This window comes from Variovorax sp. TLI9-5A, from assembly GCF_056867935.1.
Map to the genome: position 1 here is coordinate 5,906,412 of NZ_CP200310.1, position 18,069 is coordinate 5,924,480.

Annotated in this window: 23 protein-coding genes; 3 read left to right on the forward strand and 20 right to left on the reverse strand. The window is 67.0% G+C overall.

The window, feature by feature from the left end:
- Window positions 1–103 precede the first annotated feature (103 nt).
- Window positions 104–1,270 (forward strand): trypsin-like peptidase domain-containing protein, encoded by a 1,167-nt coding sequence (locus AC1VNX_RS28105; protein WP_483160843.1) that lies wholly within the window; start codon window positions 104–106, stop codon window positions 1,268–1,270.
- A gap of 131 nt (window positions 1,271–1,401) precedes the next feature.
- Here the strand turns inward: AC1VNX_RS28105 and tatC are convergent, their stop codons facing one another.
- The 9 genes from tatC to AC1VNX_RS28150 form a co-directional block, all read right to left on the reverse strand.
- Window positions 1,402–2,211 (reverse strand): twin-arginine translocase subunit TatC, encoded by an 810-nt coding sequence (gene tatC, locus AC1VNX_RS28110; protein WP_483160844.1) that lies wholly within the window; start codon window positions 2,209–2,211, stop codon window positions 1,402–1,404.
- Window positions 2,212–2,279: 68 nt separating this feature from the next.
- Window positions 2,280–2,741 (reverse strand): Sec-independent protein translocase protein TatB, encoded by a 462-nt coding sequence (gene tatB, locus AC1VNX_RS28115; RefSeq protein WP_019654392.1) that lies wholly within the window; start codon window positions 2,739–2,741, stop codon window positions 2,280–2,282.
- Between the two features lie 16 nt (window positions 2,742–2,757).
- Window positions 2,758–3,006 (reverse strand): Sec-independent protein translocase subunit TatA, encoded by a 249-nt coding sequence (gene tatA / locus AC1VNX_RS28120; RefSeq protein WP_483160845.1) that lies wholly within the window; start codon window positions 3,004–3,006, stop codon window positions 2,758–2,760.
- A 65-nt stretch (window positions 3,007–3,071) separates the two neighbouring features.
- Entirely contained in the window at window positions 3,072–3,431 is a 360-nt protein-coding gene (locus AC1VNX_RS28125; protein WP_483160846.1) for a histidine triad nucleotide-binding protein, read from the reverse strand.
- On the reverse strand, window positions 3,421–3,810 hold the full coding sequence (locus AC1VNX_RS28130) for a DUF4870 family protein (RefSeq protein ID WP_483160847.1): 390 nt from the start codon (window positions 3,808–3,810) through the stop codon (window positions 3,421–3,423). The genes AC1VNX_RS28125 and AC1VNX_RS28130 overlap by 11 nt, the downstream gene beginning before the upstream one ends.
- Before the next feature lie 13 nt (window positions 3,811–3,823).
- A complete protein-coding gene (locus AC1VNX_RS28135; protein ID WP_483160848.1) occupies window positions 3,824–4,228 on the reverse strand; it encodes a phosphoribosyl-ATP diphosphatase in 405 nt (134 codons plus the stop codon).
- Complete coding sequence (gene hisI, locus AC1VNX_RS28140; RefSeq protein ID WP_483162027.1) at window positions 4,225–4,623, reverse strand: phosphoribosyl-AMP cyclohydrolase; 399 nt, start codon at window positions 4,621–4,623, stop codon at window positions 4,225–4,227. Before hisI ends, AC1VNX_RS28135 begins: the two co-directional genes overlap by 4 nt.
- Window positions 4,624–4,681: 58 nt before the next feature.
- On the reverse strand, window positions 4,682–5,467 hold the full coding sequence (gene hisF, locus AC1VNX_RS28145; protein WP_126023015.1) for an imidazole glycerol phosphate synthase subunit HisF: 786 nt from the start codon (window positions 5,465–5,467) through the stop codon (window positions 4,682–4,684).
- A gap of 25 nt (window positions 5,468–5,492) precedes the next feature.
- A complete protein-coding gene (locus AC1VNX_RS28150; protein WP_483160849.1) occupies window positions 5,493–6,326 on the reverse strand; it encodes a D-hexose-6-phosphate mutarotase in 834 nt (277 codons plus the stop codon).
- A 169-nt stretch (window positions 6,327–6,495) separates the two neighbouring features.
- Here AC1VNX_RS28150 and AC1VNX_RS28155 point away from each other — a divergent pair, with 169 nt between their 5' ends.
- Both AC1VNX_RS28155 and AC1VNX_RS28160 read left to right on the forward strand, forming a co-directional pair.
- Window positions 6,496–7,800, forward strand: coding sequence for a dicarboxylate/amino acid:cation symporter (locus tag AC1VNX_RS28155; RefSeq protein ID WP_483160850.1), 1,305 nt, complete (start codon window positions 6,496–6,498; stop codon window positions 7,798–7,800).
- 11 nt (window positions 7,801–7,811) lie between these two features.
- Window positions 7,812–8,729 (forward strand): amino acid ABC transporter substrate-binding protein, encoded by a 918-nt coding sequence (locus tag AC1VNX_RS28160; RefSeq protein ID WP_483160851.1) that lies wholly within the window; start codon window positions 7,812–7,814, stop codon window positions 8,727–8,729.
- 9 nt (window positions 8,730–8,738) lie between these two features.
- Here AC1VNX_RS28160 and AC1VNX_RS28165 read toward each other — a convergent pair whose 3' ends face one another.
- From AC1VNX_RS28165 to AC1VNX_RS28215, 11 genes are all read right to left on the reverse strand, one after another.
- The gene (locus AC1VNX_RS28165) at window positions 8,739–9,911 is read right to left on the reverse strand and encodes an AAA family ATPase (protein ID WP_483160852.1); all 1,173 of its coding nucleotides are present in this window, start codon (window positions 9,909–9,911) and stop codon (window positions 8,739–8,741) included.
- A 19-nt stretch (window positions 9,912–9,930) separates the two neighbouring features.
- The gene (gene hisA / locus AC1VNX_RS28170) at window positions 9,931–10,671 is read right to left on the reverse strand and encodes a 1-(5-phosphoribosyl)-5-[(5-phosphoribosylamino)methylideneamino]imidazole-4-carboxamide isomerase (RefSeq protein ID WP_106935539.1); all 741 of its coding nucleotides are present in this window, start codon (window positions 10,669–10,671) and stop codon (window positions 9,931–9,933) included.
- A gap of 63 nt (window positions 10,672–10,734) precedes the next feature.
- Window positions 10,735–11,394, reverse strand: coding sequence for an imidazole glycerol phosphate synthase subunit HisH (gene hisH / locus AC1VNX_RS28175; protein ID WP_483160853.1), 660 nt, complete (start codon window positions 11,392–11,394; stop codon window positions 10,735–10,737).
- Window positions 11,395–11,413: 19 nt separating this feature from the next.
- Window positions 11,414–12,031 carry an imidazoleglycerol-phosphate dehydratase HisB gene (hisB, locus tag AC1VNX_RS28180; RefSeq protein WP_483160854.1) on the reverse strand — a complete coding sequence of 206 codons (618 nt, stop codon included), beginning with the start codon at window positions 12,029–12,031 and terminating at the stop codon, window positions 11,414–11,416.
- Window positions 12,028–13,125, reverse strand: coding sequence for a histidinol-phosphate transaminase (gene hisC, locus AC1VNX_RS28185; RefSeq protein ID WP_483160855.1), 1,098 nt, complete (start codon window positions 13,123–13,125; stop codon window positions 12,028–12,030). The genes hisB and hisC overlap by 4 nt, the downstream gene beginning before the upstream one ends.
- Window positions 13,122–13,472 (reverse strand): hypothetical protein, encoded by a 351-nt coding sequence (locus tag AC1VNX_RS28190; protein WP_483160856.1) that lies wholly within the window; start codon window positions 13,470–13,472, stop codon window positions 13,122–13,124. The genes hisC and AC1VNX_RS28190 overlap by 4 nt, the downstream gene beginning before the upstream one ends.
- A gap of 5 nt (window positions 13,473–13,477) precedes the next feature.
- Window positions 13,478–14,335, reverse strand: coding sequence for a hypothetical protein (locus AC1VNX_RS28195; RefSeq protein ID WP_483160857.1), 858 nt, complete (start codon window positions 14,333–14,335; stop codon window positions 13,478–13,480).
- Between the two features lie 38 nt (window positions 14,336–14,373).
- A complete protein-coding gene (hisD, locus tag AC1VNX_RS28200; protein WP_483160858.1) occupies window positions 14,374–15,738 on the reverse strand; it encodes a histidinol dehydrogenase in 1,365 nt (454 codons plus the stop codon).
- A gap of 106 nt (window positions 15,739–15,844) precedes the next feature.
- Complete coding sequence (gene hisG, locus AC1VNX_RS28205; protein WP_301507725.1) at window positions 15,845–16,477, reverse strand: ATP phosphoribosyltransferase; 633 nt, start codon at window positions 16,475–16,477, stop codon at window positions 15,845–15,847.
- On the reverse strand, window positions 16,474–17,766 hold the full coding sequence (gene murA / locus AC1VNX_RS28210; RefSeq protein ID WP_483160859.1) for a UDP-N-acetylglucosamine 1-carboxyvinyltransferase: 1,293 nt from the start codon (window positions 17,764–17,766) through the stop codon (window positions 16,474–16,476). The genes hisG and murA overlap by 4 nt, the downstream gene beginning before the upstream one ends.
- Window positions 17,767–17,808: 42 nt before the next feature.
- A complete protein-coding gene (locus AC1VNX_RS28215; RefSeq protein ID WP_019654412.1) occupies window positions 17,809–18,051 on the reverse strand; it encodes a BolA family protein in 243 nt (80 codons plus the stop codon).
- Window positions 18,052–18,069 lie beyond the last annotated feature (18 nt).

Below are 18,069 nucleotides of genomic sequence, written 5' to 3' on the forward strand. Positions count from 1 at the left end.
ATCTCGACCCGCCGGGGCGGTTTCTGGGCCGCGCGGTTGAGGGACAATTGACAACATTGCCGCGCTGCATGCGGCTTTCCAACGTCTTTTTCACCAATCTTTCATGAAACGCACCTGGCTGCTATTTGCCCAAGCCGTGACCGTCCTGCTCGCGGCGTACTTCGTCGTCGCGACGCTCAAGCCGGAGTGGATCAACAAGCGCGCGACCTCGCTGGGCGGCGTGGTCTCTATCGTCGAAGCGCCCGCGGGCAGCCCGAACATCCCTGCACCCGGCAGCCTGAGCGCGCCGGCCAAGAAGGCCTCGCCGGCGGTGGTGAGCATCAACACCAGCAAGGCCGCGCAGCGCCACCCGCGCAGCAACGACCCGTGGTTCCGCTTCTTCTTCGGCGACCAGGACGACCAGCCCCAGGTGGGCCTGGGCAGCGGCGTGATCGTCAGCCCCGACGGCTACATCCTCACCAACAACCACGTGGTGGAAGGCGCCGACGAGATCGAGGTGACGCTCAACGACAGCCGCCACGCGCGCGGCAAGGTGATCGGCACCGACCCCGACACCGACCTGGCGGTGCTGAAGATCGAGCTCGACAAGCTGCCGGTGATCGTGCTGGGCGACTCCGACGGTCTGCAGGTCGGCGACCAGGTGCTGGCCATCGGCAACCCCTTCGGCGTGGGCCAGACCGTGACCAGCGGCATCGTCTCGGCGCTGGGCCGCAACCAGCTCGGCATCAACAACTTCGAGAACTTCATCCAGACCGACGCGGCCATCAACCCCGGCAACTCGGGCGGCGCGCTGATCGACGTGAACGGCAACCTGCAGGGCATCAATACCGCGATCTACTCCCGCTCGGGCGGCAGCATGGGCATCGGCTTCGCCATTCCGGTGTCGATGGCCAAGATCGTGCTCGAAGGGATCGTCAAGGAAGGCCAGGTGCGCCGCGGCTGGATCGGCGTGGAGCCCAGCGACCTGTCGCCCGAACTGGCCGAGACCTTCGGCGTGAAAGCCGACGCGGGCGTGATCATCACCGGCGTGCTGCAAAACGGACCCGCCGCCAAGGCCGGCATCCGTCCGGGCGACGTGATCACCTCGGTCGGCGAGAAGAAGACGGACAACGTGCAGGCGCTGCTGACCGCGGTGGCAGGCCTGAAGCCCGGCAGCACCTCGCGCTTCGCGCTGCAGCGCGGCAGCGACAAGATGGAACTGGACGTGACGCCGGGCCTGCGACCGAAGAGCCCGGTGCGGCAAGTGCCCAATCAACAACAGCCGGAGTAAGCAGGAATCTGCCCCAGGTGGGGCTGCATCCGAGGCCCGGCAAAGCCGGTTCCTCGGTGTTTCTGGCTTGTTTCCCCGGGTAAGTCAGCGACTGCGGCGTGCAGTGAGCCCTGCCGCAGGGCTCCAGGGAGCTAGCTGGAGGCCGAGTCGGCGCTCTGCTCTTCTTCGGGCTTCTTGCCGGTGCTGGCGAAGTACTTGGCCCCGATGATGCCCACCTCGTACAGCAGGCACATCGGCACCGCCAGCGCCAGCTGAGACACCACGTCGGGCGGCGTGAGCACCGCGGCCACGACGAACGCGACCACGATGAAGTAGCCGCGGAAGGACTTCAGCTTCTCGATGGTCACCATCTCGAAACGCACCAGCAGCATCACGACGATAGGCACCTGGAACGCCACGCCGAAGGCGATGTAGAGCGACAGGATCGCCTCGACGTAGGAGGAAATGTCGGGCGTCGCCTGCACCGCGGCGGGTGCGAAGCGCTGGATGAAGCTGAACATCTTGTCCAGCACGAAGAGCTGCACGAAGGCGATGCCCGCATAGGCCAGCAGGCTGCCGAAGAAGATCAGCGGCAGCGCGAAGCGCTTTTCGTGGCTGTAGAGGCCCGGTGCGATGAACATCCACGCCTGGTACATGAGCCAGGGCAGCGCCAGCAGCACGGCCGCCATCATCAGCACCTTGAGCGGCACGAAGAAGGGCGAGAACACGCCGATGGCGATCAGCTTCGCGTCGTGCGGCATGTGCGCCTTGATCGGCATCGCGATCAGGTCAATCAGGCCGCCGGGGCCGGGCCAGATGGCCAGCAGGATGCCCGCGACCACGAGGCCGTAGACGCAGTAGAGCAGTCGGTCGCGAAGCTCGACCAGGTGCGCCACGAACGGCTGTTCGGTGCCCGCGAGCTCGTCTTCTTTGTCTTTGCTCTTGCTGTCGGAATCGGCCATTGGGGAAGAAGAGGAGATAGCGTGACGCCGGCCGGCTCCCGGGGAGCGCGGTGGTGGGAGCCCGGCCCTTAGTTGATCTTGTGCGGACGGAAGCGCGCGACGCGCGCCGCGCCCGAGAGCGCCTTGGTGCGCACGCCGTTGCGCGCCTTGTACCACTGCGGCGTGGCGCCCTGCTTCAGGCGCCAGTTCTTGCGCGGATGCTTGTACACGGGCGGCGGTGGCGGCTCGGGTTCGGCCAGCGCCGAGAGGGTTTCGCCCGAACCGCTGAACTGCTTTTCGAACTCGCTCGCGCCCGTGTGGATGCTGTGCTCGACATCGCGCGCCGCATCCTCGACGGTGGTCTTCATCTTGCGGAGCTCGTCGAGCTCCATCGAGCGGTTGACTTCGGCCTTGACGTCGTTCACGTAGCGCTGGGCCTTGCCGAGCAGCGTGCCGACGGTGCGGGCCACGCGCGGCAGCTTTTCAGGGCCGATGACGATCAGCGCCACGACGCCGATCAGCGCCAGCTTCTCAATGCCGAGGTCGAGCACGTGCTGCTGCCCGCGCTCAGGACTTCTGACGCGCTTCGACGTCGATCGCCGACTTGTCGCTGTTGGCCGATTGACCGGTCACCTGCTGGGCGGGAGCCGACGAGGCTGCCGGGGCATCGGAGGACGCGCCGTCCTTCATGCCGTCCTTGAAGCCCTTGACGGCGCCTCCAAGATCCGAACCCATGTTCCGCAGCTTCTTGGTGCCGAAGATCATGACCACGACGAGCAGCACGATCAGCCAGTGCCAGATGGAAAAAGAACCCATGGAGAACTCCTAAGAATGTGTCCGATTTTAGTCGGGCGGAATGTGACAGTTTGTCCTAATGCCCGTCAGCCGCGAAGCCATGGCCGGGGGCCACCCATGACATGGACATGGAGATGGTGAACCTCCTGCCCGCCCTCCGCGCCGGTATTGACCACGACCCGGTAGCCGCCCTCCGGATAGGGCCTGCAGCCCTGCTCCAGCGCCAGCTTGGGCGCCAAGGTCATGATCTTGCCCATCAGCGCCGAATCTTCGGGCGTCAGCTGGGCCATCGAGGCGATGTGCTTCTTGGGCACAAGCATGAAATGCACCGGCGCCCAGGGCGCGATGTCGTGGAAGCCGAACAGGTCCTCGTCTTCGTAGACCTTGCGGGAGGGAATCTTGCCCTCGATGATTTTGCAGAAGATGCAGTTCGGATCAGATGACATCTTTGGGTTCCATGGGACGGCTGTCGTTCATCCGGATCATGCCTTTCACGATCCGGTAGAGGAACCACAGCGAGATCAGGCTCCAGGCAATCCAGCCCGGCACCAGAAACAGCAGCCAGAGCCACGAGGTGACGATATACAGCAGCCCCGCCCACAGCACCGAGCGGATGCGCCAGCTGAAGTGCGAGGCCTGCCAGGTGCCGGCCGCGTCGTCGCGCTTCACGAAGTCGATCACCAGCGCGATCAGCAAGAGCAGCACGGACGCCTGCGCCCCCGGAACCACGGCGCCGATGGCCACGATCAGGTGCAGGATGTAGCTGACCCAGCCCCAGGTCTTGAGCGAGTCGTCGGGTTCCACTTTCACGATGTCGTTGGCCATGGCGGATGTCCTTTCAATCGTTGGGTGCTTCGGATTCCCGCGCCTTCACCTTGCGAAGCGCCTTTTCCTCGATGCCGCTGGTGCCCTCTCGGCGCTCCAGCTCCGCGGTGACGTCGGAAGGGGAAAAACCGTAGTGCGCCAGCGCCACCATGGTGTGGAACCACAGGTCGGCCACTTCGTTCACGATTTTCGAGCGGTCGCCGCCGTGGTCGGCGTCCTTGGCGGCCATCACGACCTCGGTGGCTTCCTCGCCGATCTTCTTGAGGAAGGCGTCGGGGCCCTTGTGCAGCAGGCGGGCGACGTAGCTCTTCTCGGGGTCGCCGCCACGCGCCGGCAGGCGGCTTTCGATGACCGCGGCCAGGCGTGCGAGGGCGTCGGAGGTGCTGGCGGCGTTGTCGTTGTTCACTGTGCCGGTCATTTGTAGATCGATTCCGGGTCTTTCAAGACGGGTTCGACCGCGGTCCAGCCGCCGTTGTCGTACTTGTTGAAGAAGCAGCTGTGGCGGCCGGTGTGGCAGGCGATGCCGGGCTCGTGGCCGAGCTGGGTGACCTTCAGCAGCACCACGTCGTTGTCGCAGTCCAGGCGGATCTCGTGCACGGTCTGCACGTGGCCCGACTCCTCGCCCTTGAACCACAGCTTGTTGCGCGAGCGGCTGAAATACACCGCACGGCCCAGCTCGGCGGTCTTTTCGAGCGCCTCGCGGTTCATCCAGGCGAACATCAGCACGTCGTTGCTGCCTTGTTCCTGCGCGATCACGGGCACCAGGCCGTTCGCGTCCCACTTCACTTCATCGAGCCAGTTCATGGACGGTATTGTCGGGGATGGCAAAAGACCCTCGAACAGCCGTCCGGCGGGCCTTCAGGAGGGTCATTCAGCGGTCGATGCGCACGGGAATGCCCCGCGCGGCCATGCGGGCCTTGGCCTCGCCCACTGTGTGCTCGCCGTAGTGGAAGATGCTCGCGGCCAGCACGGCGTCGGCGCCGCCGGTCTGGATGCCGTCGGCCAGGTCGTCCAGGCTGCCCACGCCGCCCGAGGCGATCACGGGCACGTTCACGGCGTTGCTCACCGCGCGGGTCAGCTCCAGGTCGAAGCCGCTCTTGGTGCCGTCGCGGTCCATGCTGGTCAAGAGGATCTCACCGGCACCGCGGCGCGCCATCTCGGTCGCCCATTCGACGGCGTCCAGGCCGGTGTTCTTGCGCCCGCCGTGGCTGTAGACGTCCCAGCCCGCGCCGCGCGTGGCGGCCTCTTCGGGGCTGCGGCGCTTGGCGTCGATGGCGACCACGATGCACTGCGAGCCGTATTTCTGGGACGCGTCGCTGATCACCTGCGGATCGGCGATGGCGGCCGAGTTGAAGCTGGTCTTGTCGGCGCCCGCATTGAGCAGCCGCCGCACGTCGGCCACGGTGCGTACGCCGCCGCCCACGGTCAGCGGAATGAAGACCTGGGAAGCCACTGCCTCGATGATCGGCAGGATCAGGTCGCGGCCGTCGCTGGTGGCGGTGATGTCGAGGAAGGTGAGCTCGTCGGCGCCCTGGGCGTTGTAGCGCGCGGCGATCTCGACCGGATCGCCGGCATCGCGCAGTTCGACGAAATTGACGCCCTTGACGACACGGCCGCCGGTGACGTCGAGGCAGGGAATGATGCGTTTGGCGAGCATGAGGTGATGGACAACCGGTAGGAAATCAGAGAACGCAAAGCTGTTGCCAGCCCTGCCATTGGGCGCCGGGCGCCAGGAACACGGGCTCGTCGATGCGGGCCGCCTCCACGCACAGCATGTGGCGAAAGCCGTCGGCGGGCATGTCGGCGAGTTTCGCACCGAGCACCGCGCCGGGGTTCCAGACCACGGTTTCGCTGCAGGTCGCGCTTTGGGAAATCTCGAGCGTGCCGCCCGGCTGAACCAGCCTCAGCGGATGGGCGGGCGCGGCATAGACGCTGTCGAACTCTGCATCGAAATGCAACGCCGCCGCGGTTTCCGCGCGGCGGTCGTCGCGCAGCGAATCCCAGCGGTTGGCGCCTTGCAGGCCCTCGAGCCGCACGCCGGAGATGTCGTCGACGCGCAGGTAGGTGTGCAGCGCGGCGGCAAAGGTCCAGGGCGTGGTGTCGATGTTGACCAGCGTGAGCGTCGTGCGCAGACCGCCGGCGGACAGGGTGGCTTCCAGCCGCGCCTCAAAAGCGTGCGGCCAGAGCTTTCGGGTGGCTTCGGAATCGCGAAGCGTCAGCTGCAGCGTCTCGGGCGCATCCGAAACCTCGTGCACCCAAGGCAAATTGCGCATGAATCCATGCTTGGGCAACATGCCGCGCTGGTTGAATTGGGGGCAGCAAATGGGCACGCCGCCGCGAATGGCCGTCTGCCCGTCGAACACCGCGGAAGGGCTCAGGTAAAGCCTTTCCACTCCGTCGGCCGCGGTCCACGAGAGCACTTGCGCACCATGCAAAGCCACCGTGAGGGCGCTGCCATCGCTGCCGGTGGCACGCAATGCGGGCTGGCCGCGAAACTCGATCGGGGTGATTTCCATGGCGAGAATTGTAGGCAGCGCCCGTACCGTGGCACGGAATTGGCATCAAGGGCCATTGCGTGCCCGGGGCCTTCTTGGATACCCTGTGATCGCTTGCATCGAGGGACAACGTGCAAGTCGGTCCCGTGCACTCGAAAAACTACTCTCACACGACAAAAAGGGGATACGCATGAAGAAGCTGCCCATGGCCGCCTGGATCCTGATCGCGATGGTGCTCGGCATCATCGTCGGCTACATGATCTTCTCGAGCTTTCCGGACAAGAAAGCCGCAAAGGAAATCGCGGACTACGTCTCCATCGTCTCGGACGTGTTCCTGCGCCTGATCAAGATGCTGATCGGCCCGCTGGTGTTCTCCACGCTGGTAGTGGGCATCGCGCACATGGGCGACGCCAAGTCGGTCGGCCGCGTGTTCGGCAAGGCCATCGGCTGGTTCCTCACCGCTTCGCTGATCTCGCTGGTCATCGGCCTGGTCATGGCCAACCTGCTCAAGCCCGGCGAGAACCTCGGCCTGCCGCTGCCCGACATCGGCGCCTCGGCCAACCTGGCCACTTCGAAATTCACGCTGAAGGACTTCGTGAGCCACACGGTGCCGAAGTCCTTCGTCGAGGCCATGGCCAACAACGAGATCCTTCAGATCGTGGTGTTCTCGATGTTCTTCGGCGTGGCGCTGGCCTCGCTGGGCGACAAGGCAAAGACGCTGGTCGCCGCCATCGAGGAGCTCTCGCACGCGATGCTCAAGATCACCGGCTATGTGATGAAGCTCGCACCGCTGGCCGTGCTGGCCGCCATGGCCGCGACGGTGGCGGTCAACGGCCTGGGCATCCTGCTGAAGTTCGCGGTGTTCATGGGCGACTTCTACCTGGGTCTCTTCGTGCTGTGGAGCGTGCTGATCCTGGCGGGCTTCCTGTTCCTGGGCCCGCGCGTCTTCAAGCTGCTGGTGCTCATCAAGGAAGCCTTCCTGCTGTCGTTTGCCACGGCCAGTTCCGAAGCCGCCTATCCGAAGATCCTGCAGGCGCTCGACCGTTTCGGCGTGAAGCGCAAGATCTCCAGTTTCGTGATGCCGATGGGCTACTCGTTCAACCTCGACGGCTCGATGATGTACTGCACCTTCGCCGTGCTCTTCATCGCGCAGGCCTACAACATCCACATGCCGATCAGCACGCAGATCACGATGCTGCTGATCCTGATGCTCACCTCCAAGGGCATGGCCGGCGTGCCGCGCGCCTCGCTGGTGGTGATCGCCGCCACGCTGAACCACTTCGACATTCCCGAGGCCGGCCTGCTGCTGATCCTGGGCGTGGACACCTTCCTCGACATGGGCCGCTCGGCCACCAACGCGGTGGGCAACTCCATCGCCACGGCGGTGGTCGCCAAGTGGGAAGGCGAGCTGCTCTCCGAGAGCGATGCCGAGGTCAATGCCAAGGCGCTCGACGAAGAGGCCAACGCCACCCTCGCCCACCCGGCGCACGCCTGAGCCGAAGCACCATGAAGCGCATCGGCACACTGCCATCCGCTTTCGCCGCGCTGCTGGCGGCCGTGGTCCTTGCTGCCGTCCTGCCCGCGACTCCCGCGCGGGCGCAGGAACAGCTCAGCGGCACGCTGGCCAAGGCCCGCGAGACCGGCGCCATCACCATCGGCTACCGCGAGTCGTCGGTGCCGTTCTCGTACCTCAATGCGCGCGGCGAGCCCATCGGCTATTCGATCGAGCTGTGCCGCGCGCTGGTGACGGCCATCGAGGACGCGGTCAACAAGAGTCTCGCCATCAAGTGGGTGCCCGTGACCTCCGACTCGCGCATCGACGCGGTCGCAAGCGGCAAGGTCGACCTGGAGTGCGGCTCCACCACCAACAACCTCGAACGCCAGAAGCGCGTGAGCTTCTCGCCGACGATGTTCGTCTCGGGCACCAAGGTGCTGGTGAAGAAGGGCTCGCCGATCAAGTCGTTCCGCGACCTCGCGGGCAGGAAGGTGGCCGTCACTGCCGGCACTACCAACGAGAAGACGCTGCGCGAGCTGTCGGAGAAGTTCAAGCTGAACATCAACCTGCAGGTGACGCGCGACCACGCCGAATCGTTCGGGCTGGTGAAGAGCGGCCAGGCCGATGCCTTCGCGACCGACGACGTGCTGCTCTACGGCCTGATCGCGCAGGACGCCGCCAAGGCCGACTACGAAGTGGTCGGCGACTTCCTCTCCTACGACCCCTACGGGATCATGTACCGCAAGGGCGACCCGCAGCTGAACAAGGTGGTCGTCGACACCTTCCAGGTGCTGGCGGAAGACGGCGAGATCGAGCGGCAGTACAAGCGCTGGTTCCTGCGCAAGCTGCCCTCGGGGGAAAGCATCAACCTGCCGATGAGCGCGCAGCTGGAAACGATCATCCAGACGATGTCGGTGAAGGCCGAATAGACAGGCTTCCTATCTTGCAGGCCATTCCCATCGCGGGATCTCGCTCATGTCGAGATTCGCGATGCGCGTTTCGCCGAACTGCTTTTCGAGCACCACCGGCTGCAGGCCTTCGCTGTCGTCCAGCGCGGCGATCAGCCGGGCGGCGTGCGACACCACGATCACCTGCGACTGCCGCGCGGCCTGCGCAATCAACCGCCCCAGGGCCGGCAGCAGATCGGGATGCAGGCTGGTCTCGGGCTCGTTGAGCACCAGCAGCGCGGGCGGACGGGGCGTGAGCAGCGCCGCGATCCACAACAGGTAGCGCAGGGTGCCGTCGGACAGTTCGGCGGCTGTAAGGGGCCGCAGCAGGCCGTGCTGGCGCATCAGCGTCTCGAAGCGGTCGCCTGTCACCTGAACCTCGATGCTTGCGCCGGGGAAGGCGTCGTCCACCGCGCGGTCGAGCGCTTCGCCGTCGCCGATCTCGCGGATGGTCTGCAACGCCGCGGCCAGGTCAGCGCCGTCGTTGGACAGCACAGGCGTGTACGTGCCCAGTTGAGGCTGGCGAGCGGGCGCATCGGCGTCGGAGCGGAAGTGGTCGTAGAAGCGCCAGGAGCGCATCTGCTCGCGCAGCGCGAGCATCTCGGGCGCGTCGCGCGGGTCGGCGTGCTCGGTCATCATGCTGGCGAAGGCGGGAATCGGCCGGCCGACGGCCTGCCAGCCCTTGCCGTCGCGCAGCCGCAGCGCGGCGCCCTTGCGGTCGACCAGGTGCGTCGAGGGGCGCAGCAGCGGGCCGCTCCAGATGGCTTCGTGCTTGATCTGCGGGTCGTGCGAGAACGCGGTGGACGGAATCGGCGGCGGCAGGCCGATGTCGATGGCGTAGCCGAAGTCTTCCGCCTCGACGCCGGCGAAGCCCAGCTTCAGGGCCACGGGCTCGCTGCGCCCGGTGCCCTGCACCGGCACGTCGCCCCGCAGCATGGCCGCCGAGAAACGCTCGGGCCCTGCCCACAAAGTCGATGAAAGCCCGCCCTCGCGCACCAGCGAGCGGATCACGCCGCCGTTGGCGATGTCGGCCAGAAGCCGCATCGCGCGGTATACGCTCGACTTTCCGCTGCCGTTGGCTCCGGTCACCACCGTGAGCCGGCCCAGCGGCACGGTCAGCTGCCGCAGCGATCGGTAGTTGGCGATGGCGAGCGCGGAGAGCACGCGCTGCGCGGCAGGAAGGTCAGGCGGCCAGTTCGTCCGCGCGGGCCTGCGCGGCGGCGAAGTCGAGGTCGCCCGAATAGATGGCGCGGCCGCAGATCACGCCCTCGACGCCGTCGGATTCGACCGCGCAGAGCTTGTCGATGTCGGCCATGTTCGACAGGCCGCCCGATGCGATCACCGGAATGGTCAGCGCCTGCGCCAGCTTGACGGTGGCCTCGATGTTGATGCCCGAGAGCATGCCGTCGCGGCCGATGTCGGTGTAGATGATCGATTCGACGCCGTAGTCCTCGAACTTCTTGCCCAGGTCGGCCACCTCGTGGCCCGTGAGCTTGCTCCAGCCGTCGGTGGCGACCTTGCCGTCCTTCGCGTCCAGGCCCACGATGATGTGGCCGCCGAAGGCGCTGCAGGCGTCCTTCAGGAAGCCGGGGTTCTTGACCGCGGCGGTGCCGATGATCACGTAGCGCAGGCCGTCGTCGATGTAGCGCTCGATGGTGTCGAGGTCGCGGATGCCGCCGCCGAGCTGCACCGGGATGTCGTCGCCAACCTCCTTCAGGATCGCCTTGATCGCCGCGTGGTTCTGCGGCTTGCCGGCGAAGGCGCCGTTCAGATCGACCAGGTGCAGCCGCCGAGCTCCGGCCTCGACCCACTTGCGGGCCATGGCAGCGGGGTCTTCGCTGAAGATGGTGGACTGGTCCATGTCGCCCTGCTTGAGGCGAACGCAGTGGCCGTCTTTGAGATCAATGGCGGGAATGAGGAGCATGGAAGTGACGCGAGTGTGCGAAATCCGGGCTGTCGAAGCTTGGGCCCGGCCGGAAAAATAGGTTCAGGGATTCCAGTGGAGGAAATTGCGATATAGCTGCAGCCCATGGTCCGCACTCTTCTCCGGGTGGAACTGGGTTGCAAAAATGTTATCGCGTGCGATGGCCGCGGTAAAGCTCGCGCCATATTCCGCCTCGCCCACACTGTGTCTGGGGTCGGCCGGGCGGGCATAGAAGCTGTGCACGAAATAGAAATAGCTGAGGTCAGGCACCCCGGCCCACACCGCGTGCGGCTGGGCCTGGCGCACCTGGTTCCAGCCCATCTGCGGCACCTTGAAGCGGCTGCCGTCGGGCTGCAGGCGGCCGGCCAGGTCGAACTTGACCACCTCGCCGGGAATGAGGCCCAGGCCGTCGGTCGGGCCCTCGTCGCTGCGCGACAGCATCATCTGCATGCCCACGCACACGCCGAAGAGCGGCTTGCTGGCCGCCGCCTCGAGCACCGATTCCTGCAGGCCCGAGTCGCGCAGCTCGCGCATGCAGTCGGGCATGGCGCCCTGCCCCGGCAGCACCACGCGGGTGGCCTTGCGGACCACGTCGGGGTCGGAGGTGACGAACACTTCCACGCCCACCTGGTCGGCCGCATGGCGCACGGCCTGCGACACGGAGTGCAGGTTGCCCATGCCGTAGTCGACGACCGCGACGGTGTTGGCTGCTACAGATTTCATAGCTGATTGACAAACGCGTTCAGAGCGAGCCCTTGGTCGAGGGAATGACACCGGCGGAACGGGGATCGAGTTCGAGCGCGCCGCGCATGGCGCGCGCGAAGGCCTTGAACACCGTCTCGCACTGGTGGTGCGCGTTGACGCCCTTGAGGTTGTCGATGTGCAGCGTGACGAAGGCGTGGTTCACGAAGCCTTGGAAGAACTCGTAGGTGAGCTGGCTGTCGAAGGCGCCGATCATCCCGCTGGTGAAGGGCACGTGCATCACGAGGCCCGGACGGCCCGAGAAGTCGATGACGACGCGGCTCAGGGCTTCGTCCAGCGGCACGTATGCGTGGCCGTAGCGGCGGATGCCCTTCTTGTCGCCGATGGCCTTGGCCACGGCCTGGCCCAGCGTGATGCCGACGTCTTCCACCGTGTGATGACCGTCGATGTGCAGGTCGCCCTGGCAGTCGATGTCGAGGTCGATCAGCCCGTGGCGGGCGATCTGGTCGAGCATGTGGTCGAAGAAGCCGATACCGGTAGCAAGCTTGGCCTTGCCAGTGCCGTCGAGGTTGACGCTGACGGTGATCTTCGTCTCGGCGGTGTTGCGGGTGACCGTCGCTGTGCGATCGGCGCTGCCCGGGTTGGTGGGGGTGGTCATAGTGAGGCTTCGAGTGCCGCGAGCATCCGCGCATTCTCGTCGGCCGTTCCGACGGTGAGGCGCAGGCAGTTTGCGAGCAGTTCGTGCATTTTAGAAACGTTCTTGATCAGAACCCCGTGTGCCTTCATGCCCTCGAAGGTCTTGGCGGCATCGGGCACGCGCAAAAGAATCATGTTGGCGTCGCTGGGCCAGGTCTTCACGCCGGGCAGGCGGCCGAGGCCCATCATCAGGCGCTCGCGCTCCTCGCGGATCTGCCGGGCCTGCGCCTCGAACACGTCGGCGTGCTCCAGCGCGAAGAGCGCGCACTCGCAGTTCAGCACGCTGATGTTGTAGGGCGGGCGCACCTTGTCGATCTGGGCGACCAGCGCGGCCGGGCCCATGAGGTAGCCCAGGCGGATGCCGGCCAGGCCGAACTTGCTGAGCGTGCGCATCAGCAGCACGTGGCTGTGCCTGGCCAGCCGGTCGATGTAGCTGCGCGCGGCGAAGGGCTGGTAGGCCTCGTCGATTGCCACCAGGCCGCCCTGCGCGCCCTGGGCCTCGACGATCCGCTCCAGCACCGCGTCGTCCCAGAGGTTGGCCGTCGGGTTGTTCGGGTACGCGAGGTACACGATGGCAGGCTTCTCGCGCTCGATGGCGGCCAGCATGGCGGCCTCGTCGAGTTCGAAGTCGGCCGTGAGCGGCACGCCGACGAAGCGCAGCCCCTGCAACTTCGCGCTCATGGCGTACATGACGAAGCCGGGCACCGGCGCCAGCACGGTGGCGCCGGGCTTGTCGCAGGCGATGGCCAGCAGCGAGATCAGCTCGTCCGAGCCGTTGCCCAGCATCAGCTCGAAGCCCTCGGGCATCTGCGCGTGCGCGGCCAGCGCGCGGCGCAGATCGGCGCCACGCTCACCCGGGTAGCGGTTGAGCGCCAGCGCGCCAAGCCGCGCGCCGAGTTCGGCCTGCAGCGCGGGCGGCAGGCCGAAGGGGTTTTCCATGGCGTCGAGCTTGATGAAGCCGGTGGCGTCCTGCACCGCGTAGGCGTGCATGGCCCGCACATCCTCGCGGATGCGGTCGAGCGGAAGGCGGGCGGGTTCGGAAGGAGCAGCGGTCATCGGGTGCAGCGGTAGCTGTTTCGGAGGGCGCCGGCCATGACCAGTTGCACTGGCATGTCGGCTTCGTAACTGTCGGCGTTGCGGCTCAGCTCCGTCTGATAGAGCGAGCGCGCCATGGAAGGCTCGAGGCGGCGGCCCTCGACGCAGAAGATGGGCTTCTGCCCGTTGCGCTGCGAAGACTCGACGCCTTCGCGCAGGCCCTCGAGCACGCCGACGAGGTAGTAGCTGGCGTAGGCCTTGCCGTCCTTCTCGCCGGCTTCGAGCGTGCGCAGTTCGCGGATGCTCATGGCCTGCGCGCCGGTTGCGGCCGCCGCCAGTACGAGCAGCAGGAAGGCGGCACGCTTCATGGGGCTCACTTGCGGTAGCGCGGCGGCGGCGCGTAGGCGCCGTCGGCCGGGAAGGCGCTGGGCTGCGCCGGGGCTGCGTCGCGGCGCTGGCGGCGGGGCGCGTCGCGCTCCTCCAGCTCGAACAGCGCGGCGCCGATCACGCCGATATTGCGCACGTCGCCGGCCTCGGTGTTGGCGGCATAGGCGCGGCCGGGCGCGGAAAAGCGGAAGGCCGCCACCTCGTTCTGGCTCTTGCGGAAGCCCTCGATGGTCAGCGACTGCAGCGGACGCAGCACGTAGCCGCCGTTGCGCAGGCTGCCGGGCTTGCCGTTGAGCACGTCCAGGCCGTCGACCGTGGCGATCACCTCGTAGCTGCGCTCGCTCAGGTTGCGAAAGCGCAGCGTGTAGCGCGAGCCTTCGACGCCGGCAAGGCGGAACATGTCGTCGCCACCGGCACCGCGGCGGGCGCGCTGCAGCGGCAGCGGACGGCCGTCCTCGTCGAGCACCGACCATTCGATGTCGCCATCGGCCAGCAGCAGGTTCAGCCGGCGCTCGGGATTGCCGCCCACCGCGCGGCGCACGGCGGAGGCTTCGTTGTAGCCCAGCGAGGCCACGTCGTCCGGCCGGCTGGAGAGGCGCTTGGCTTCGACCGTGCGGGTCTTCGACTCGATGCCCTCGCCCCACTGCGTGCCGAGTTGCGGCGCGGGCGCCGCCGGCGCGGCGGCGCTGGGCGTGGCTGTTGCGGCCACCGATTCGCGCGGCGCCTGCGGCATCTGGCTGCAGGCGGCCAGGAGCGCGGCGCCCGCGATGGCAGTGGCGGCGAGCCTGAACAGGCGCGAACCCGAACGCAAACTGAAATGCAAACCGAAAAGACGATCGATCATCAGGCGTGCTCCCCCCGCATGCGGGTTGTTGTTGGACTTCAGATCTTACGCAGCCGCATCCGGGCGGCCTCGGCGTGCGCCTGCAGGCCTTCGCCCTCGGCCAGCGTCACGGCGATGGGGCCCAGCACCTGCGCGCCGGCCTCGCTGACCTCGATCAGGCTGGAGCGCTTCTGGAAGTCGTACACGCCCAGCGGGCTCGAGAAGCGCGCCGTGCCGCTGGTGGGCAGCACGTGGTTCGGCCCGGCGCAGTAGTCGCCCAGGCTCTCGCTGGTGAAGGCGCCGAGGAAGATCGCACCGGCGTGGCGCAAGAGCGGCTCCCAGCGGTTCGGCTCGCCGCTGCTCACTTCCAGGTGCTCGGGGGCGATGCGGTTGCTGATCTCGCAGGCCTCTTCCATGCTCTTCGTGTGGATCAGCGCGCCGCGGCCGTTGAGCGAGGCGGCGATGATCTCCGCGCGCGGCATCGTGGGCAGCAGGCGGTCGATCTCGGCCTGCACGCGGTCGATGTAGGCCGCATCGGGGCACAGCAGGATGCTCTGGGCCAGCTCGTCGTGCTCGGCCTGGCTGAACAGGTCCATCGCCACCCACTCGGGCGGCGTGGTGCCGTCGGCCAGCACCAGGATCTCGCTGGGGCCCGCGATCATGTCGATGCCCACCGTGCCGAACACGCGGCGCTTGGCGGCGGCCACGTAGGCGTTGCCGGGGCCGGTGATCTTGTCGACGGCGGGGATGGTGGCGGTGCCGTAGGCCAGCGCCGCGACGGCCTGCGCGCCGCCGATGGTGAACGCGCGGGTCACGCCGGCCACGTAGGCCGCAGCGAGCACCAGCACGTTGCGCTCGCCCTTCGTGGACGACTGCCCGCCTGCGCCGCCGGTTGCCACGCTGCCTTTCACGGGCGTCGGGACCACCATGATGATTTCGCCGACGCCTGCCACGTGGGCCGGGATCGCATTCATCAGCAGGCTCGACGGATAGGCCGCCTTGCCGCCCGGCACGTAGATGCCCACGCGGTCGAGCGGCGTGACCTTCTGGCCCAGCAGCGTGCCGTCCGCGTCGCGGTAGCTCCAGCTCTCGCCGCTGGCCTTCTTCTGGGCCTCGTGATAGCTGCGCACGCGGTCGGCGGCAGCCTGCAGCGCATCGCGCTGTGCGGCGGGTAGCGAATCGAAGGCCTCCTTGAAATCGGCCTGCGTCAGTTCGAGCTCGGACATGGTGGTTGCGCCGAGACCGTCGAAGCGGCGCGTGTACTCGAGCACCGCCTCGTCGCCGCGCTTGCGCACATCGGCCAGGATGTCGGCCACCACCTTCTCGATGGCCGCGTCGGCGTCCGCCGACCAATGCAGCCGCGCCTTGAATTCAGCGTCGAAGGAGGCGGATGTGGTTGTGAGGCGAGAAGGTGTAGCTTTCATGATCTTTTCGGGGAACACCGCGGAACCGGCTTCGCCGGGCCGCAGGTGTTGCCCCCGGCGAGGGGGTTGGCGGACCACACGAAGTGGGGAAGCCTGGGGGAGAGCCTCATATCGCGGAAGCGAAGGCGTCGATGATGTGGCGCATCGGCTCGCGCTTGAGCTTCAGCGCGGCCTGGTTGACGACGAGGCGCGCGCTGATGTCCATGATGCGCTCCACCTCGACGAGGTGATTGGCCTTGAGCGTGTTGCCGGTGGAGACCAGGTCGACGATGGCGTCGGCCAGGCCCGTGAGCGGCGCCAGCTCCATGCTGCCGTAGAGCTTGATCAGGTCGACGTGCACGCCCTTGCTGGCGAAGAAGTCGCGCGCGAGACCCACGTACTTGGTGGCCACGCGCAGGCGCGAGCCCTGCTTCACGGCCGAGGCGTAGTCGTAGTCGGCGCGCACGGCCACGCTCAGGCGGCAGGCTGCGATGCGCAGATCGAGCGGCTGGTACAGGCCCTGGTTGCCGTGCTCCAGCAGCACGTCGAGGCCGGTCACGCCGAGGTCGGCGCCGCCGTACTGCACGTAGGTGGGCACGTCGGAGGCGCGCACCAGCACCACGCGCACGTCGGGGCGGGTGGTTTCGAGAATGAGCTTGCGCGACTTCTCGGGGTCTTCTGTGACCTCGATGCCGGCGGCGGCCAGCAGGGGCATCGTCTCCTCGAAGATGCGGCCTTTGGAAAGCGCCAAAGTAATCATGCGGCTGCGGCTCCGGTCAGTCGTTCGATGTCGGCGCCGAGGCCGCGCAGCTTGGCTTCCATGCGGTCGTAGCCCCGGTCGAGGTGGTAGATGCGGTCGACCAGCGTCTCGCCCTCGGCCACGAGGCCGGCGATGACGAGGCTGGCGGACGCGCGCAGGTCGGTGGCCATCACGGTGGCGCCCGAGAGCTGCTGCACGCCCTCGACCATCGCCACCTTGCCTTCGACGTGGATGTGGGCGCCCAGGCGCACCATCTCGTTCACGTGCATGAAGCGGTTCTCGAAGATGGTCTCGGTGACCATCGAGGCGCCGCGCGCGATCACGTTCAGGGCCATGAACTGGGCCTGCATGTCGGTCGGGAAGCCGGGGTATTCGGTGGTGCTGAAACTCTGCGCCTTCAGGTGCTCGTAGGCCGGGCCTTTGGAGCTGATGCGCACGCCGTCTTTTTCGGGCTTGACGGTGCAGCCGGCGTCGCGCAGCTTGTCGATCACGGCATCGAGGTGGTCGCCGCGCGCATGGCGCAGGAAGGCCTCGCCGCCCGTGGCTGCGACGGCGCACATGAAGGTGCCTGCCTCGATGCGGTCGGCCACCACGGCATGTTCGCAGCCGTGCAGCTTCTCGACGCCCTGGATGCGGATGTGGCTGGTGCCGTGGCCCTCGATCTTCGCGCCCATGCGGATCAGCATTTCGGCCAGGTCGACGATCTCGGGCTCCTGCGCGGCGTTCTCCAGCAGCGTCTCGCCTTCGGCCAGCGCGGCCGCCATGAGGAAATTCTCGGTGCCGGTGACGGTGACCATGTCGGTCAGGATGCGCGCGCCCTTCAGCCGCGTGCGCCCGGCCGGCAGGCGCGCGACCATGTAGCCGTGGTCGACCACGATCTCGGCGCCCATGGCCTGCAGGCCCTTGATGTGCTGGTCGACCGGACGCGAGCCGATGGCGCAGCCGCCCGGCAGCGACACCTTGGCATGGCCGAAGCGCGCCAGCAGCGGGCCCAGGGCCAGCACGGAGGCGCGCATGGTCTTCACGAGTTCGTAAGGCGCCTCGGGCTTGCTCAGGTCGCCCGCGTCGAGACGGACGGTGCCGCTGTCATCGCGCTCGGCCGACACGCCCATGTTGCGCACCAGCTTGAGCATGGTCGACACGTCCTGCAGGCGCGGCACGTTGTGCAGCACCACGGGCTGGTCGGTCAGCAGGGCCGCGCACAACTCGGGCAGCGCTGCGTTCTTGGCGCCGGAAATGAGTACTTCGCCGCGGAGCTCTCGCCCGCCGCGAATCAGAAGTTTGTCCATCGAAGTTCCAGCGAAATCAGGAGGCCACGAGGGGCCGGGGAGTTATTTTTCCACCGCCGCCCATTCGGCCGGCGTGTATGTCTTCATCGAAAGCGCATGCACCTCGTCGGTGTGCATTTTCGCACCCAGGGTGGCGTAGACCCGCTGGTGGCGCTGGATCGAGCGCTTGCCCTCGAATTCGGCCGAGACGATGGTCGCGTACCAATGTCGGCCATCGCCCTCCAGCGAGATGTGCTCGCACGGCAGGTGGGCAGTGATGATGGCTTGGAGCTGGTCAGCGGTCATGGGAGTCGTGAAATGAGG